General features: G+C 58.4%; 15 protein-coding genes. 10 read left to right on the top strand and 5 right to left on the bottom strand.

Annotation, left to right across the window (positions count from 1 at the left end; all coding sequences use genetic code 11):
- Positions 1–2 precede the first annotated feature (2 nt).
- From CAURIM_RS07975 to CAURIM_RS07960, 4 genes are all read right to left on the bottom strand, one after another.
- Positions 3–662 (bottom strand): AMIN-like domain-containing (lipo)protein, encoded by a 660-nt coding sequence (locus CAURIM_RS07975; RefSeq protein ID WP_201827972.1) that lies wholly within the window; start codon positions 660–662, stop codon positions 3–5.
- Positions 663–707: 45 nt separating this feature from the next.
- A complete protein-coding gene (locus tag CAURIM_RS07970) occupies positions 708–1,064 on the bottom strand; it encodes a VOC family protein (protein WP_369816035.1) in 357 nt (118 codons plus the stop codon).
- 186 nt (positions 1,065–1,250) lie between these two features.
- Positions 1,251–2,467, bottom strand: a protein-coding gene (locus tag CAURIM_RS07965; RefSeq protein ID WP_201827686.1) for an IS3 family transposase whose coding sequence is annotated in 2 segments (ribosomal slippage) — positions 1,251–2,206 and positions 2,206–2,467 — 1,218 coding nt in all. Because the reading frame shifts where the segments join, the coding sequence is not laid out codon by codon here.
- A 297-nt stretch (positions 2,468–2,764) separates the two neighbouring features.
- The gene (locus tag CAURIM_RS07960) at positions 2,765–3,850 is read right to left on the bottom strand and encodes an HNH endonuclease signature motif containing protein (protein WP_236659259.1); all 1,086 of its coding nucleotides are present in this window, start codon (positions 3,848–3,850) and stop codon (positions 2,765–2,767) included.
- A gap of 303 nt (positions 3,851–4,153) precedes the next feature.
- Between CAURIM_RS07960 and dapB the strand changes: the two genes are divergently transcribed.
- The 7 genes from dapB to CAURIM_RS07925 all read left to right on the top strand — a co-directional run bounded on the left by dapB (position 4,154) and on the right by CAURIM_RS07925 (position 13,981).
- Positions 4,154–4,900, top strand: coding sequence for a 4-hydroxy-tetrahydrodipicolinate reductase (gene dapB, locus CAURIM_RS07955; protein WP_070644986.1), 747 nt, complete (start codon positions 4,154–4,156; stop codon positions 4,898–4,900).
- Entirely contained in the window at positions 4,900–5,649 is a 750-nt protein-coding gene (gene thyX / locus CAURIM_RS07950; protein WP_070513046.1) for an FAD-dependent thymidylate synthase, read from the top strand. The genes dapB and thyX overlap by 1 nt, the downstream gene beginning before the upstream one ends.
- Before the next feature lie 72 nt (positions 5,650–5,721).
- Positions 5,722–6,630 (top strand): 4-hydroxy-tetrahydrodipicolinate synthase, encoded by a 909-nt coding sequence (dapA, locus tag CAURIM_RS07945; protein ID WP_070446718.1) that lies wholly within the window; start codon positions 5,722–5,724, stop codon positions 6,628–6,630.
- A gap of 2 nt (positions 6,631–6,632) precedes the next feature.
- Positions 6,633–8,702: a ribonuclease J gene (locus tag CAURIM_RS07940; protein ID WP_070446719.1), complete on the top strand. Its 2,070-nt coding sequence runs from the start codon at positions 6,633–6,635 to the stop codon at positions 8,700–8,702.
- A gap of 43 nt (positions 8,703–8,745) precedes the next feature.
- The gene (locus tag CAURIM_RS07935) at positions 8,746–9,387 is read left to right on the top strand and encodes a TIGR03085 family metal-binding protein (RefSeq protein WP_201827975.1); all 642 of its coding nucleotides are present in this window, start codon (positions 8,746–8,748) and stop codon (positions 9,385–9,387) included.
- Between the two features lie 77 nt (positions 9,388–9,464).
- Positions 9,465–12,683, top strand: a complete 3,219-nt coding sequence (locus CAURIM_RS07930; RefSeq protein WP_201827978.1) for a DNA translocase FtsK 4TM domain-containing protein — start codon at positions 9,465–9,467, stop codon at positions 12,681–12,683.
- Between the two features lie 179 nt (positions 12,684–12,862).
- Positions 12,863–13,981, top strand: coding sequence for a TerC/Alx family metal homeostasis membrane protein (locus tag CAURIM_RS07925; RefSeq protein ID WP_070446722.1), 1,119 nt, complete (start codon positions 12,863–12,865; stop codon positions 13,979–13,981).
- A 17-nt stretch (positions 13,982–13,998) separates the two neighbouring features.
- On the opposite strand, the gene CAURIM_RS07920 is transcribed toward CAURIM_RS07925, so the two are convergent.
- Positions 13,999–14,289 (bottom strand): YciI family protein, encoded by a 291-nt coding sequence (locus tag CAURIM_RS07920; RefSeq protein WP_010190299.1) that lies wholly within the window; start codon positions 14,287–14,289, stop codon positions 13,999–14,001.
- Between the two features lie 47 nt (positions 14,290–14,336).
- Between CAURIM_RS07920 and pgsA the strand changes: the two genes are divergently transcribed.
- The 3 genes from pgsA to CAURIM_RS07905 are packed head-to-tail and all read left to right on the top strand — an operon-like array spanning position 14,337 to position 15,802.
- Positions 14,337–14,927: a CDP-diacylglycerol--glycerol-3-phosphate 3-phosphatidyltransferase gene (pgsA, locus tag CAURIM_RS07915; RefSeq protein ID WP_201827981.1), complete on the top strand. Its 591-nt coding sequence runs from the start codon at positions 14,337–14,339 to the stop codon at positions 14,925–14,927.
- On the top strand, positions 14,924–15,409 hold the full coding sequence (locus tag CAURIM_RS07910; RefSeq protein WP_070644971.1) for a nicotinamide-nucleotide amidohydrolase family protein: 486 nt from the start codon (positions 14,924–14,926) through the stop codon (positions 15,407–15,409). Before pgsA ends, CAURIM_RS07910 begins: the two co-directional genes overlap by 4 nt.
- 45 nt (positions 15,410–15,454) lie before the next feature.
- Positions 15,455–15,802, top strand: a complete 348-nt coding sequence (locus CAURIM_RS07905; RefSeq protein ID WP_201827983.1) for a helix-turn-helix domain-containing protein — start codon at positions 15,455–15,457, stop codon at positions 15,800–15,802.
- Positions 15,803–15,814 lie beyond the last annotated feature (12 nt).

Genomic DNA, 15,814 nt, shown 5'->3' with positions numbered 1-15,814 from the left:
CGTCAAACCTGGAAGTCGAGAACTAGGCGTTTAGGGTCCTCCAGGAAAGTCACTGAGTACGGTGTCTTCTTCTGTAGTCCAATGATCAATTGGGTTTGTGCCTCGAATGAGGTCGTGTATACGACTTCGCTCACCACACCAGTACCGGGAGTAGTTCCTGGCTTCATATACCTTTCTTCGAGATCGGGTGTGGAAGGCCACGGAGTTCCTTCGACCCCCAGATTGAGAAAAGTGCTTCCCTTTACTTCGACTGGATGACCTGATGCCTGCTGACGAGGATCGTCGGTATAGGCGGTGAACCAGCCGGGCTCACCTTCTCCCTCGAGGTCAACCACCACCCGCGTGAAACCGTCGTGAGCACCTACGCGCACGCCCGTCGGAATGAGGCCGCCCAACCGATCTGGCATGTGGTGTTTGTCATCAATCGCAGCCGTCCCCATACCCGCAAAGGCAGCAACATTGGCATCCTGTTGTGAGAGAGCATTCTGCGTGTCACTGGACGGCGGCTCCGGCCCATCGATAGCAGCGGAGCTAGACGGAATTGCACTGAACTGCGGTGCCGGAGTCGTGTCTGACCCACGCTCCGCGCATGCAGTTAGAGGCATTACGCATAGGGCGCTAACGGCTGCGATGATAGCGACGGAAGAAGGTAAGTGTGACATTCTTTATTCTCTATTTCTTGAGCTGTACCAGTTGGATGAGGTTGCCTACGGTGTCATCGAAGACGGCGATGATGGAGGGGCCGACGTCGGTCGGCACCATAGTGAAATGCACTCCCACTTTTCAGTGAGCTCGCTATATTCTCGCTCCACGTCTGCGGATAGGAACTGGGTGACGGGGACACCGTCAGCCTTGAGTGCTGCTGCGTAGTCCTTGGCCGCGGAATGGGCCTTGGGCTCGAGCAGGAGCTCCATATCCCCTTGGCCTTCCGCATTGGTGACCGTGAGCCACCGAAAGTCTCCGTGGGTTACATCGTCCTTGACTCGAAAGCCGAGCGTATTGACATAGAAGTCGTGAGCGAGGGCAACATCATCGACGGGGACTGAGGCAATGTAGATCTGCATTCACTCCATCCTAACCGGCATGACTAAGTCCAGCCGGTTCCAATGGCAACAGTTGGGGCGAGCCTGACTGGGCTTCGGCAGTGCAGTCGTCGTCTGTGACGACGGTGGTTGTGTTCCTGGTTTCTTGGGTTCTTTCCTCTTGGGGTTGCCCGCAAATCGTGGACACGTAGTGGAGCTACCTAGTGGTTAGGCAGCTATTTCTTTTCTGCTGTTGATTGCGCCGGTGTGGTTCTCGAAGTCGACGGGGCTGACCATTCCGAGTGCAGAGTGCCGGCGCCGACGGTTGTAGACGACTTCAATCCAGTAGGCAACGGCCTTGCGTGCAGCATCACGGGTAGGCCATCGCTTACGGTCGTAGAATTCAGTCTTTAGCGTCGACCAGAACGACTCAGCCATCGCGTTATCGAAGCACACACCAGTACGCCCCACAGACTGAGCAATGCCCAGTCTGCTGCAGACCTCCCAGAGCTTCTCACTGGTAAATTGCGTTCCGCGGTCAGCGTGAAACACCAGCCCATCAGGAACATCACCGCGCAGTGTATGCGCCATCCGCAGGGCCCGTTCGACCAGGTGTGTGTCTTGCACGCTATCCATAGCCCAGCCCAGCACTCTGCGGGAATGACCATCGCGGACCGCGCACAAGTACAACCAGCCCTCACCGGTGCGAAGGTAGGTAATATCTGACATCCACACTCGGTTGAGCTCACCAGTATCAAACATGCGCTTGACCAGGTCAGGAAGACTCGACTTACGCTTGGCTTGGATTGTAGTCACCGGGACAAAGGCACGCGGTGAAATCCCTTCAATGCCCATCATGCGCATCCGCTTCGCCACAGTCTTACGGTTAAGCGAAATGTGGTAGCGCTCGGCAAGCTCTGCGGTGATCCGCGGAGCACCATAAACCTCATCGGAGTCTTTCCAAATCTGATGAATCTTACGGTCAACATCATCGTAAAATGCTGCCCGATCATCCTTTCCGGATAGTCGTTTCTGCTGCACATGGGCCCATTTGTAGTATCCAGACCGAGATACTTTTAATAGTCGTGCCATGCGCTTGATGCTGTAGTTCGCCTTCTCCTGCTGCATTAGTTCGAACTTTTCTGCTCGCGTTGCCTCAAAGCGAAGAAGGCTGTCGCTTTTGACAAAAACTCGTTATCCATCTTGGCTTCCGCCAACTCACGGCGCAGACGAGCATTCTCAGCACGAAGATCAGCCTCACTCATCCCATCCGAGGCTCCTCGGCGTTCACGCTCGAGTTTGACCCACCGGCCTAAAAGCCCGGCGGAAACACCGATTTCCTTAGCCACATGGGCAATTGGGCGCTCTGACTCGATTACCAGGTTCGCGGCCTCACGCCGGTACTCCGGCGTGTACTTCTTGCGCTGTTGACTCACAATGAACATCCTCTCTTACGGACACAAGATCCGTACAAATAGGGTGTCCACTAAACGAGGGTAACCTCACTCTCTGCTGGATTGGTGTCGTCGTTTTATTCGACGGCGGGGTTTAGAAGGGGATGTCGTCGGTGCTGGCATCTGTGTCGGTGTTGTCCGCGTCCTCGGCTTGGGCTTGGGCTTGGGCTTGTTGTTGTGCGTAGTCGTCGAGTTCTTGTTTTAAATGTTGGGCTTCCTCGCGGATGCGTTTTCTGGTGGCGGTGATGTGTTGGGCGACTGTTTGTGCCCAGCGTTTCTGTTTTGGTGCTAGCGGGGCCCGTCGGCTTCGGTAATAGTCCAGGTGCCGTCTTCATATAGCCAGATGACATCCCCGCTGTAGGGGTCGAGCAGGTATTTGAGGGTGCCATCGGTTTTCATGTTGTGATGGCTTTGGCATAAACACGCTAGGTTCTTCGGGTGGGTTGGTCCGCCTTCGGCCCAGTTGTGTCGGTGATCCAACTGGCTGAGAAAAGCAGGCTCGCCACAGCCGCCGACCCGGCAGGTACCGTCGCGGCCTTCGACAAGTTTGCGCATGATGATTCCTGGCTGGTAGCCATCGGCCTCTTTTATCTCTTCGGTTAAATCCCGCGTCTTGTCATGTGGCATGGGTTTAGCCCGCCAGCCGAAGCCTTCAATAAAGGTCGGTGCATCCTCAATATCGCAGGCCTGGTAGGTGTGGAGCACCACCGTAGCTGGTGGCTGTATTTCACCGGAAAGCAGTTTGATGACTGCCTCAGGGACAGTGATGTCTTCCTTGGTTGCGGTCTGGTGGATGAAGGCATCAAGTTTCATGCCGGTGTCTTCTTCAACCTGCAGTTCCAACCACGCTGAGGTGCCGTTAGAGGAAAACCGGTAGGTATCTTTAGGGCGGGTATCCCGATAGGCAATGGAATCATCCAGTGTTTTACATATATCGCGGACTTTGCGCCTGATTTGGCTACGTGTAGGAAAAGCCTGATTCGGTTTAGAAGGGGTAAAGAAGTCAGCCAGGAGGGTGTCGATGAACTCTAGGGTTTCACCGCTCAAGGCTGTCAGTGCTGACATGGGTTGATCGATAGCAATGAGGGATTCAATATCCAGCAGGCAGTGGGTGTCTTGTATGGCTTTGACTTTCGGCAGACTTTCTAGCCGGTGGATAGCACGCAGGCCTGATTTGATGTGGCCTTCTGGCAGTGACCAGGCAGCCACTAGGGATAGTGCGGTGGTGTTGATATCGGCGTCGAGGCTGGGCATGGCCCCGACCCAGGTTTTATAGGTGGCTCTTCGGGCTTGAGCACGGGCCATCGCATGTGGATTATTAGGGTTGGTGGTGGAAAAGAAAAAGGTAGGCGGGCGTGTAGCAGTAGTGGTCATGGTCTCCCCCGAGATCAACATGAGTTAGAAGAAGTGTTCTAACCATGATTCTAGTACCACACACCCCACATAGCCATAGCCAGCACTAAATTCATGTCAAGTCGTCACTATAAACGGGGGTAGCCACCATGGGTTAGCCAGGACATTCGATGCCGAATGATTTGAGTGGTGTCGCCTGTGTCCGCAACGAAAGGAAGAAGATGCGTATTAAAGGCAGCCTTTTGAGCCCTGTCTGAAACCTCGCCGGTGTCAGGGATAGACTGGGCACAGTTAACCGCACGAACACGTATGAAGGGATTGTCAATGACTATCAAGGTAGGCGTCTTGGGGGCTAAAGGGCGCGTGGGCCAAGCAATCGTGGAAGGCGTTAATGCGGCAGAGGATTTGGAGCTAGTTGCTTCCATCGACCGCGAGACCCCGTTGGAGAAGCTGGTTGAATCTGGTGCCGAGGTCGCCGTCGACTTCACCCAGCCGGCATCGGTCATGGATAATCTAGAGTTTTGCATCGCACATGGCATCCACGCTGTTGTGGGGACCACGGGATTCGATTCAGAACGCCTAGCCAAGGTGGAGGAGTGGACTAAGAAAGAGGGCGCCGGCAACGTTCTCATCGCCCCGAACTTCGCTATTTCAGCTGTACTGACCATGGTGTTTGCCGCACAGGCGGCGAAGTTCTTTGACAGTGCCGAGGTAGTCGAATACCACCACCCGAACAAGCTCGATGCGCCGTCCGGTACTGCGGTCCATACTGCGCAGGGCATTGCAAAGGCTCGCCAGGAGGCAGGCTTGGACGCTATGCCGGACAAGACCGAGCAGTCTCTCGATGGAGCGCGCGGCGCAGACGTCGATGGTGTTCACGTCCACGCAGTCCGTATGCAGGGAATGGTGGCTCATGAAGAAGTTATCTTCGGCACTCAAGGCCAGTCCTTGACCATCCGTCAGGATTCCTATGACCGCTCTTCCTTTACCCCCGGTGTTCTGCTGGGTGTACGAGAAATTGCATCCCACCCAGGCTTGACCGTGGGACTTGAGAAGTACTTGGGGCTGTAATGGCAAAAGTCTCTGAGCTTGATGTCCAGCTCATTGCGGCAACCGCTTTCCATGCGCCGCGAGGAGTGGACTGGGAGGTTGATGAGGGGGCGTCGGAAAGCGAGGCTCTAGTCGAATTTGCCGGGCGCGCCTGTTATGAGTCCTTCGACAAGCCGAATCCCCGTACCGCCTCAAATCAGGCCTATCTGCACCACATTCTGGAGGTAGGCCACGATGCATTGCTGGAGCATGCCACGGCGACGCTCTATATACGGGGACTGTCGCGGTCGGCGTCGCATGAGCTGGTTCGCCACCGTCATTTCTCCTTCTCGCAGCTCTCGCAGCGCTTTGTGCATTCCGAGGAAGCCGAGGTAGTTCTGCCCAAATTCATTGCGGAGGATGAACAGCTAACGCGGTTGACCTTGCAGGCGGCCGACGAAGCGAGGTTTGTCTACGAGGAGCTCCTTGACGCTCTCGAGTCCAAGCTGGAAGAGGAGCCAAATGCATTGCTGCGCAAGAAACAGGCTCGACAAGCAGCGCGTGCGGTATTACCCAATCTCACGGAATCCCGCATCGTCGTGACGGGAAACTATCGCGCGTGGCGTCACTTTATTGGCGCGCGGGCGACTGAACAGGCCGATACAGAGATGCGCCAGCTCGCCGTCACGTGTTTAAAGCTCTTGCGGGAGCAATCGCCGGTGCTTTTCGACGACTTCCATATCACCACCCTGGCTGACGGTACCGAAATGGCCTCGAGTCCCTACGCTTAAAGCACTCAGTAGGAGACTCGCGCACGACCCCGATGCGGCCAATGGGGGCGAAAGCAGGTAATCTTGACGCCTATGAGCACAGGTATGACAGCACAGGCAGGCGTCGACACCTTCGGACGCGTAGGCGTAGCTATGGTCACTCCATTTGACCAGGACGGCGGCTTGGACGTGTCCGCTGGTCGTCGCCTAGCAGCTCATTTGGTTGATAACGGCGTAGATTCGCTCATTTTGTCTGGGACCACGGGCGAATCACCGACGACGTCGTTGGATGAGAAACTGGAGCTGTTCGCAGCTGTAAAGGAAGAGGTAGGCGGCCGCGCTAAGTTGTGCGCTGGTGCGGGAACTAATAACACCGCCACCAGTATTGAGGCAGCGCGCGCTTTCGCTGATGCGGGAGCAGACAGCCTTCTGGTCGTGACCCCGTATTACTCCAAGCCTTCCCAGGCTGGTGTGTACGCGCACTTTAGCGCTGTGGCTGACGCCGTGGACCTCCCAATTTGTCTGTACGACATTCCTGGCCGCTCGGGCATTCCGATTGAGACGGAGACCCTTCTTCGCCTCGCGGAGGTGCCGAACATCAAGGCTGTTAAGGACGCCAAGGGCGACCTTGTAGCAGCCGCACCGCTTATCCAGGAAACCGGTTTGGCATGGTACTCCGGAGATGACGGACTGAACTTGCCGTGGCTGGCCCTCGGTGCTTCGGGCGTTATTTCCGTGATTGGCCATATTGCTCCGCGGGCCCTGGCTGATCTCTGCGTAGCCTTCGATGAAGGCGATATTGCACGTGCACGAGAGATTAACGCGAAAACTTTGTCCCCGCTCGTCGAGGCACAAGGTCGCCTCGGAGGAGTAACTCTTGTTAAAGCTGCCCTGCGCCTGCAGGGTATTGAAGTTGGAGAACCTCGTCTCCCAGTTACCGCGGCTGACGCGGAGGAGATCGAGGCTCTCCGCCACGATTTGGAAAAGGCTGGAGTCCTTTAAGAATGACTGAATCCCGTAATCGCTCCCGCAAGGTAACCCGTAAGGCGGGTCCGCCTTCGGAGACTGAGACCGCCTCGAATGAGGCGGCTTCGCCGGTTTTCCAAGCGCCGAACGAATCGGCTGCTTCCGGCGCCACCTCTAAGGAGTCTGGAAACTCTGACGACGGCAACCGTCGTTCCCGTTCTCGTGGTTCCCGTGGCGGCCGTGGTCGCGGCCGCGGCGGCAACAACAACCACAACAACGGCAATAGCAACAACGGTGGTCGTAACAACCGTAACCGCAACAACAACCGCGGTCGCCGCAATGTGCCCAAGTCCATGCAGGGCGCGGACTTGACTAAGCGTCTGCCAGAGCCGCCGAAGCAGCAGAAGGATTCGCTGCGTATTTATGCTCTGGGCGGTATTTCTGAGATCGGTCGAAACATGACCGTCTTCGAGTACCAGGACGAAATGCTCATCATCGACTGTGGTGTGCTCTTCCCGTCCTCCGGTGAGCCGGGCGTGGACCTGATTCTCCCGGACTTTGGCCCGATTGAGAAGAAGATTCACAAGGTCAAGGCGCTCGTCGTCACCCACGCACACGAGGACCACATCGGTGCGATTCCGTGGCTGCTGAAGCTGCGCCCGGATATCCCGATCGTGGCTTCGCGCTTCACCATTGCGCTGATCGCGGCCAAGTGTAAGGAGCACCGCCAGAAGCCGAAGTTCGTAGAGGTCAACGAGAAGTCCGATGTGAACTACGGTCCGTTCCGCTGCCGTTTCTGGGCAGTGAACCACTCCGTCCCGGATGCGCTTGGCGTCATGCTGGGTACCCCGGCCGGCAACATCATCCACACCGGTGATATCAAGCTGGACCAGACCCCACTGGATAATCGTCCGACGGATCTGCCGGCCCTGTCGCGTTACGGCGATGAGGGCGTGGACCTCATGCTGTGTGACTCCACCAACGCCAACATTCCGGGTGTGTCTGCCTCTGAGGGCGACATTCCGGCAACGTTTAAACGCCTGGTGTCTGGGGCCAAGCAACGTGTGATCATCGCCTCCTTCGCCTCCAACGTTTACCGCGTGCAGGCGGCTATCGACGCCGCCGTCGCCGCCGGCCGCAAGGTTGCCTTCAACGGTCGCTCCATGATGCGCAACATGGAAATTGCGGAGAAGATGGGCTTCCTCAAGGTGCCGCGCGGCACCATTATCCCGATCGATGAAGCAGCCAAGATGGCTCCGCACAAGGTGCTGCTCATTACCACCGGTACCCAGGGCGAGCCGATGGCGGCGCTGTCCCGCATGGCCCGCCGCGAGCACCGCCAGATCACGGTCCGCGATGGTGACCTCATCATCTTCTCCTCCTCCCTGATTCCGGGTAACGAGGAAGCCGTGTTTGGCGTTATCAACATGCTCTCTCAGATTGGTGCTGAAGTCATCACCAACAAGGAAGCTAAGGTTCACGCCTCCGGCCACGGCTACGGGGGCGAGCTGCTCTTCCTTTACAACGCTGCCCGCCCGAAGAACGCGATGCCGGTGCACGGCGAGTGGCGCCACCTCCGCGCGAACAAGGAGCTGGCTATTTCCACCGGTGTGGCCCGCGACCGCGTGGTCTTGGCTCAGAACGGTGTTGTCGTCGATCTGCGCAACGGCCGCGCTGAAGTTGTCGGCCAGATCCCGGTGGGCAACCTCTACGTCGATGGTGTGTCGATGGGTGATGTCGACGCCGATACCCTGGCGGACCGCACCAACCTGGGTGCTGGCGGCGTTGTTTCCATCACCTGCGTCATTGATAACCGCACCTCGCGCCTGCTCGAGCACCCGACGGTGTCCACAACGGGCTTCTCCGACGATGACCGCGGAATCGTGCCCGAGGTGGCTGAGATGGTGGAGAACACCATGAATGACCTCGCAGCGGAGGGTGAGAACGACACCTACCGCATGGTGCAGAAGCTGCGCCGCAAGGTGTCGAAGCTCATGGATTCCAAGTACAAGCGCGAGCCGGTGATTCTGCCGACCATTGTGCCGACGAACTCGGATATCTTGCTGCCTGACGACGACGAAGTTCACGCTTCCCGTGAATCGCTCTAGGCTTTAGGCCAACAGCGCCCCAGCGTTCCCGTCTTTGGTGGGTATGCTGGGGCGCATGTCGTTTTCCTCAAGCGAGCGCGCCAAAATGGTGGCGTTATTTCATGAACTTGGTCCCGACGCACCGACGTTGTGCGAGGGCTGGTCGGCCCATGACCTCATAACGCATTTGTGGGTTCGTGAGAACCGCCCTGATGCTGCGATCGGGGCTTTTATCCCGGCACTGTCTTCTCATGCTGATGACATCGCTAGGAAGATTCGTGCGCAGAAGGCATATGAGGAGCTTGTTGATTCCTGGGGTAGGGGAGCGGGCAGACTGAATCCTTTGCGCTATGCGGACTCGGTGTTCAATGCTGCGGAGCACTTTGTGCATCATGAGGATCTTCGCCGCGCCAATGGTCACACTGAACCGCGGGATTTGTCACGAGCCGCACACGCCGAGCTTCTTGCGCCGTTGAAACTACTAGGCACACGGCTGTTATCACGTTCTCGCCGTCCTGTCGTGCTGGAACCACAGGGCTTTCCACCGATCGTGGCCGCGGATAAGCGGCACGTTTCGGAGCAAGGCGATGCAGTGGTGCGGGTGCGTGGCACCGTGGCCGAATTGCTTTTGTGGGCTTTCGGCCGCGAGGCCGCGCGGGTTGAGATCGAGGGCGATACCTCCGCCATCGTTAGGTCAAGCCTGTAGGCTGAACTGCGAAAATTCTTTAGCATGCGCGTGTGGCGCATGTGGTTAATGGTGCGTTTGCTATTAGAGTGGCAGGCATGTCTGTCAAGAACGCTCCGTCTCGCGCCTCCGGTCGAGGTCGCACCGTAAATCGGGCGCGGCCGTCGGGCCGCACAAGCTACTCGCTGACGTCTGCAACCCGCGCTGCCGAGACCTCCGAGGAGAGGACCGGCAGCGCCTTTCGTGCCGTTGGCCGCGGACTCGGCAGCGTTTTTGGCGCCACCGCCAAGGGCATGGGAAGCATGGCGCGGGGAGTCGGGCATGGCCTCGCTGGGCTTAAGCCAGCTGAAGCGGGAAGCCGGGACGAGGATCTCTACGATTCTGCTTATGATGCGCCCCACGATGAGGGGGCAATTGATGATTACGACGAGTTGAGGGAGCCAGGGAAAATTTCTGGACGCGCGAAGAATAAAAAAACTAGCAAGAGGGCAGAGGGCGCTGCTTCGTCGAAGAGCAAGGTGACCCGGGCCCATGACGTCGACGGTGATATGCCGACGACCGTTATGGAGCGCCCTACTCGCATGGAGAAGAGCATTCGTGTCTCTAATCCAGATGCGGTTGCGCTCGTGCTGATTGGTGTGGCCATCATCCTTGCCTGTGCAACGTGGTTCCAAGTCGCCGGCATTATCGGTGAATACCTCACCAATGCTGTTCGCTACGTCATTGGTGCAGGCGCCTATGTCCTTCCCGTGGCATTGATTGCGGTTGCCATCGCGCTCATGATGGACCTGTCCGGTCCTGCGGGCCATTTCAAGCCGCGCGTCGTGGGTGGCACCGCCCTCATCGTGGTGTGCATGCTCAGCCTCATCCATATTTTCGCTGGGCTCCCGAAGCTGACCTGGAAGGACAATGCCGCCGGAGAGGCCGGTGGTGGCATCGGGTATCTAGTAGGCGAGCTATTGGTAGCGGCCTTCTCCAGCTATGTGGCGGTGCCACTGCTTTTCCTGCTCATCGTGTACGGAGCGCTCAATATCACTGGCATCACCCTGCGCGAGGCATATGACTTCGTGGCCGCCCAGTTCTCCGCGCTCCTCGGCGGACTCCGCGATCGGAAGAACCGCTCAGATGAGGAGCTGCTTGACGACGCTCCCGCGGACGATTACGGCTACGCCAGCGAGGACATCGACGCCATCGCCGAAGGGCGCGAGCGTCCCGCACGCCCGGCGTATACTCCGCGCCCGCGCCCGAAGCTGACACCGAAGCAGCCCCCGAGGCAGATGCCGGATGAGAATGCCACGGTTTCCTTTGACTCCGCGGCACAGCCAGTATCCCAGGAGCCGGTACAGCACGGCCGCCCAAGCCTTGATAGCCGAGTCGATGACACAGATGAGATCCCTGTCGTGCCGGAACCGGAGCCTGCTCCGCAGTCGGAGCAGAAGGCGGCACCGCAGTCAGTATCCAAACCAGCACCGAAAAAGCGTCCCCGCGTGGACGTCGGCGGTGCCGCCGGTGCAGCACTGGGAGCGGCGGCTGCCGAGGCGTCGGCAAGCGCAGCGTCGGCTGGCTCAGCGGGAGAGGACGTGGTCTCCGCCGCTCATTCCGAGGCAGTGCGCATGTTCCAGGAACGATCCGGACGTGATGCGCGAACGGGTGCCAAGATTGAGGATGAAGCCCAGAGCGTAGCCGAAGAAACACCCGCAGCTCCGAGTGGTGCGGAAGACACTGCCCTGGGCGGCGGCTACGATGTGCCGACGACGGACCTGCTCACCGCCGGCAAACCTGCGAAGGCACGCACGGAGGCTAACGATCGCATCATCGAGGCCATCACCGAGGTCTTCGAAGAATTCAAGGTCGATGCCCAGGTCACCGGTTTTAGTCGTGGTCCGACAGTCACGCGCTATGAGATCGAGCTGGGCCCTGGCGTCAAGGTCTCGAAGATTACAAACCTGCAGTCCAACCTGGCCTACGCCGTCGCGACGGATAACCTGCGCCTGCTCACCCCGATTCCGGGCAAGTCCGCAGTTGGCATTGAGGTGCCCAATGCGGACCGAGAGATGGTGCGTCTGCGCGATGTCTTGGATTCCCCGGCACTGCGCGCCGACCATGACCCCATGCTGATTGGCTTGGGCAAGGATATCGAAGGCGAGTACACCTCCTTCTCCGTGAAGAAGATGCCGCACCTTCTCGTGGCCGGTGCTACCGGTTCGGGTAAATCGGCGTTCGTGAACTCCATGCTGGTTTCGTTGTTGACCCGCGCGACTCCGGAAGACGTCCGCCTCATTCTCGTCGACCCGAAGATGGTGGAGCTCACGCCGTACGAAGGTATCCCGCATCTCATCACTCCCATCATCACGCAGCCGAAGAAGGCTGCGGCGGCCCTGCAGTGGCTGGTGGAGGAGATGGAGCAGCGCTACATGGATATGCAGGCTGCCCGCGTGCGCAAGATCGAGGACTTCAACCGGAAGGTCCGCAGTGGCGAATACCAGGCTCCTGCCGGCTCCCAGCGAGAGATGCGCCCGTACCCGTACATCGTGTGTGTCGTGGACGAGCTCGCAGACCTCATGATGACAGCCCCGAAGGAAATCGAGGATTCCATCGTCCGCATCACCCAGAAGGCGCGCGCAGCCGGCATTCACCTTGTGCTCGCAACGCAGCGCCCGTCCGTGGACGTGGTGACCGGTCTTATTAAGACCAACGTTCCTTCTCGTCTGGCTTTTGCGACGTCCTCGCTTACGGACTCTCGAGTGATTCTGGATCAGGGTGGAGCCGAGAAGCTCATCGGTATGGGCGATGGCCTCTTCATCCCGCAGGGCGGCCGCCCCGTGCGTATGCAGGGTGCGTTCGTCTCCGACGAGGAGGTGCAGGCGGTTGTCGACGCCGCGAAGGCACAAGGCTCGCCGAACTACACGGAAGGTGTGACGGACGATAAGGCCTCGGAGGCGAAGAAGGAGATCGACGAAGAGATCGGCAAGGATATGGACGACCTCTTGGAGGCCGTCGACCTTGTGGTCACCTCCCAGCTGGGCTCCACGTCGATGCTCCAGCGCAAGCTGCGCATCGGCTTTGCCAAGGCCGGTCGACTCATGGACCTCATGGAGTCGCGCGGTGTGGTTGGGCCTTCCGAAGGCTCCAAGGCGCGTGAGGTATTGGTCAAGCCGGAGGAGCTCGACACCATCATCTGGATGATCAAGGGCGCTGACCCAGCAGAGGCCCCGAAGGAGGTCCAAGACGCTGAAGATGCCGGCGGGGTAGATGACGCTGAAGCCGATACCCGCACCGTAGAAATCTCCGCTAACCCCTCCACAGGTGCGTTCTAAGCTCCGTGTAGGATAGGACGAGTCTTGGAGGGGAGTACCCCAATCCACGGCGTCGATCGTCAACACGGCAACTGCGGTACAGTTCCCGGTCGCGCCGGCTAGCGGGACTGTGCATAGAGCCTGCTAGCGGGGGAGACCTCCGGTCTTTATTGTCGTGTCGACCGGAGGGATAACTCATTATGCATGTGCCACTATGGGTCTGGGCCATCACCATCGCGGTGATCTTGGGCTTTTTTGTTTTCGATTTCTATAGCCACGTCCGCTCACCCCACGAGCCCAGCATCAAGGAATCCGGTGGGTGGACACTGTTCTACATGGCCGTCGCCGTTGTCTTTGGCGGAGTTGTATGGGTGCTGTGGGACAGTGAACATGCGGCACAGTTCTACACCGGTTGGGTGACGGAACAGGCGTTGAGCGTGGATAACCTGTTCGTGTTCTCGCTCATCATGGGCTCCTTCAAGATTCCCCGCAGGTATCAGCAGAAGGTCCTGCTCATCGGTATCGTCCTAGCGCTGGTTTTCCGCCTTGTCTTCATCTTGATGGGCGCGGCCATTATTGCGGCATGGTCGGATGTCTTCTACCTGTTTGCCATCTTCCTTATTTACACCGCAGTCAAGCTGCTCATCGATGAGATCAACGGGACGCCCGAGACCGACCCCAACGACATGCTGGTAGTCAAGTGGCTGCGCAAAGTGATCCATGTGACCCCGCGCTACCACGGTGACAAGCTCACCCACCGTGAGGAATCCGGTGAGAAGAAGGGCAAATTCGCCCTGACGCCGCTTTTCGTTGCTTTGGCGGCTATCGGGCTGATCGACGTCATGTTTGCCTTCGACTCCATCCCAGCTATCTACGGCATTACCTCGGAGCCTTTCCTCGTCTTCACCACCAATGCCTTCGCTCTCATGGGGCTGCGCCAAATGTTCTTCCTCATTGATGGCCTGTTGGACCGCCTGGTCTACCTGCCTTATGGCCTGGGTATTATCTTGCTGTTCATTGGTGTCAAGCTGCTCTTCCACGCTCTGCACGAGAACAACTTGCCCTTCATCAATGGAGGTGAGAATGTCAGCGCAGTACCGGAGATTACGACCCTTGTGTCGCTACTGGTCATCGTCGGCGTCCTCCTGGTTACGGTGTTGCTGTCAGTGTGGAAGGACAAACGCGACCAAGCCCAGGGTGGCGTGGTGGTTTCTCACAACCACTATGATTGGGACGATTTTGGCAACAAGATCGTACGCAACAAGGAGGGCGAGCTCGTCGGCAAGGCGGACGAACTTCCCAAGTCCGAGCTGCCTTAAACTCGGGCCGCGGGGATTTAGAAGGAATTAATAACGGGATTCCACTCGCGGAAAGCGCGCCCAGTAACAGCGCCTTCGGTGTAGAAGGGATCCTGGTCCATGAGGGCGATGACATCGGCCACCTTTACGGACTCATCCTCAAATTGCAGGACGATGAGCGCCCCGCCCTTGGAATCGGTGTAAGGGCCAGAGCCACAGATCTGGCCCTTGTCGTGGAGTGCGCCGATGAATTCGCGGTGCTTCGGGCGAACCTCAGCAATAACCGGGTTAGATGGATTGTATTCATAGGAAACTGCGAAATACTTCATACCGACCATGGTAGTGCTCGCCCGAGGGGCAGGCAGGCCACGGTAGGATGAAGAGCGTGAATGATTCTCAGGCTGCGCACAAGCAATCTCAAACTACGGATGTTAACCCCGAGGTCTCCAATTGGAACCTGCCCAACATCCTGACCAGTTTGCGCATCCTCTTTATCCCCCTGTTTGCCTGGCTGGTGCTCGCCGGCCATGAATGGTGGGCTTTCCTCTGCTTCGCGCTCTTGATGCTCACGGATAAGTTGGATGGCGATATTGCACGCGCGCGGGGACTCATCACTAACTTTGGCAAGATTGCGGACCCGATCGCGGATAAAGCCCTGATGACCGCGGCCCTCGTGTGCCTCAATATCACTGGGGCTTTGCCGGTGTGGATCACCGTGCTGATTCTGTTTCGCGAATTCGGCATTACGATTTGGCGCTTCTTCTTGCTGCGTCAAGGGAAGGTGGTGCCGGCTTCCCAAGGCGGAAAGCTCAAGACGGCTCTGCAGACTGTGGCGGTGGCGTTGTATCTTTGTCCGCTGCCAGGGTGGATGGACCTTCCGAGCCTCCTCGTTATGTTGGCCGCCGCCTTCGTTACCGTCCTGACCGGCATCCAGTACCTCATTGATGGCCGTAGGGAGAACCAATGAGCATCGAGGCGCAACTAGTATCCACGCTCAGCGAACGCGGTGAAACTGTGGCGTTCTGTGAGTCCCTTACTGCTGGTCTAGCCGCTGCGACTGTGGCGTGCATCCCGGGAGCCTCGGCGGTGCTGCGGGGTGGGCTGGTGACGTATGCGACAGAGGTCAAGGCTCATTTTCTCAACACCACCGTGGAAGAACTTGAGGAGCAAGGCGTGGTGTCTGCTGCGACTGCTGCGCAGATGGCTGAGGCGGCGGTCGTTGAAACGCGTGCAGATTGGGGGGTAGGGCTGACTGGTGTAGCCGGGCCGGACCTCCAGGAAGGCAAACCCGCGGGCACGGTGTACGTGGGGTTATGCGGGAGGGGTGGCGGGGGCGTCGCCAAGCGCGGCGTCCTTTATGAGCTTCCTGCTGAGGGGCGCAACGCGATTCGTTTCGCTGCCGTTGAGGCGGCATTGAGTCTTCTCCTATCAACTCTTGAAGAAAATTAGTTGATTGTGGGAACAAGTACGACTGCTGAGCCGTTGTATGGGGTGATGGACACTTCAGTTGCACTACTCGATAAACCCACCCAGTCCCCGGCGCGGTCGACGCGGACTCCTGAGCCGCTGCTGCGCGAGGCCCTCGGATTAACGCTTCGCGCCTTCCGCGCGGATAAAGGCGTGACCCTCCGCGAGCTCGCCGGTGTGGCGCGCGTTTCCCCGGGATATCTTTCGGAGCTGGAGCGTGGCCGCAAGGAGGTTTCCTCCGAGCTGCTGGCCTCTGTCTGCTATGCACTTGATGTCAGCGTCTCCGATGTCCTCATTGAGGCGGCCGGCTACATGGCGTTGCCGTCGATGGATGAGGAACTTGCATCCACTGCGCCAGCTGCATCCGAGTTATAGAACTGCGGCGTA

Source organism: Corynebacterium aurimucosum, assembly GCF_030408555.1.
GTDB lineage: Bacteria > Actinomycetota > Actinomycetes > Mycobacteriales > Mycobacteriaceae > Corynebacterium > Corynebacterium aurimucosum.
This window is presented reverse-complemented; position numbering and strand designations above follow the sequence as displayed.

Coding starts and splice junctions, on each gene's coding strand:
- CAURIM_RS07920 (WP_010190299.1), bottom strand. CDS start 14,289: ATGAAGTATTTCGCAGTTTCCTATGAATACAATCCATCTAACCCGGTT.
- CAURIM_RS07960 (WP_236659259.1), bottom strand. CDS start 3,850: ATGACCACTACTGCTACACGCCCGCCTACCTTTTTCTTTTCCACCACC.
- dapB (WP_070644986.1), top strand. CDS start 4,154: ATGACTATCAAGGTAGGCGTCTTGGGGGCTAAAGGGCGCGTGGGCCAA.
- CAURIM_RS07975 (WP_201827972.1), bottom strand. CDS start 662: ATGTCACACTTACCTTCTTCCGTCGCTATCATCGCAGCCGTTAGCGCC.
- CAURIM_RS07935 (WP_201827975.1), top strand. CDS start 8,746: ATGCTGGGGCGCATGTCGTTTTCCTCAAGCGAGCGCGCCAAAATGGTG.
- CAURIM_RS07930 (WP_201827978.1), top strand. CDS start 9,465: ATGTCTGTCAAGAACGCTCCGTCTCGCGCCTCCGGTCGAGGTCGCACC.
- CAURIM_RS07910 (WP_070644971.1), top strand. CDS start 14,924: ATGAGCATCGAGGCGCAACTAGTATCCACGCTCAGCGAACGCGGTGAA.
- thyX (WP_070513046.1), top strand. CDS start 4,900: ATGGCAAAAGTCTCTGAGCTTGATGTCCAGCTCATTGCGGCAACCGCT.
- pgsA (WP_201827981.1), top strand. CDS start 14,337: ATGAAGAGCGTGAATGATTCTCAGGCTGCGCACAAGCAATCTCAAACT.
- CAURIM_RS07905 (WP_201827983.1), top strand. CDS start 15,455: ATGGACACTTCAGTTGCACTACTCGATAAACCCACCCAGTCCCCGGCG.
- CAURIM_RS07970 (WP_369816035.1), bottom strand. CDS start 1,064: ATGCAGATCTACATTGCCTCAGTCCCCGTCGATGATGTTGCCCTCGCT.
- CAURIM_RS07925 (WP_070446722.1), top strand. CDS start 12,863: ATGCATGTGCCACTATGGGTCTGGGCCATCACCATCGCGGTGATCTTG.
- CAURIM_RS07940 (WP_070446719.1), top strand. CDS start 6,633: ATGACTGAATCCCGTAATCGCTCCCGCAAGGTAACCCGTAAGGCGGGT.
- dapA (WP_070446718.1), top strand. CDS start 5,722: ATGAGCACAGGTATGACAGCACAGGCAGGCGTCGACACCTTCGGACGC.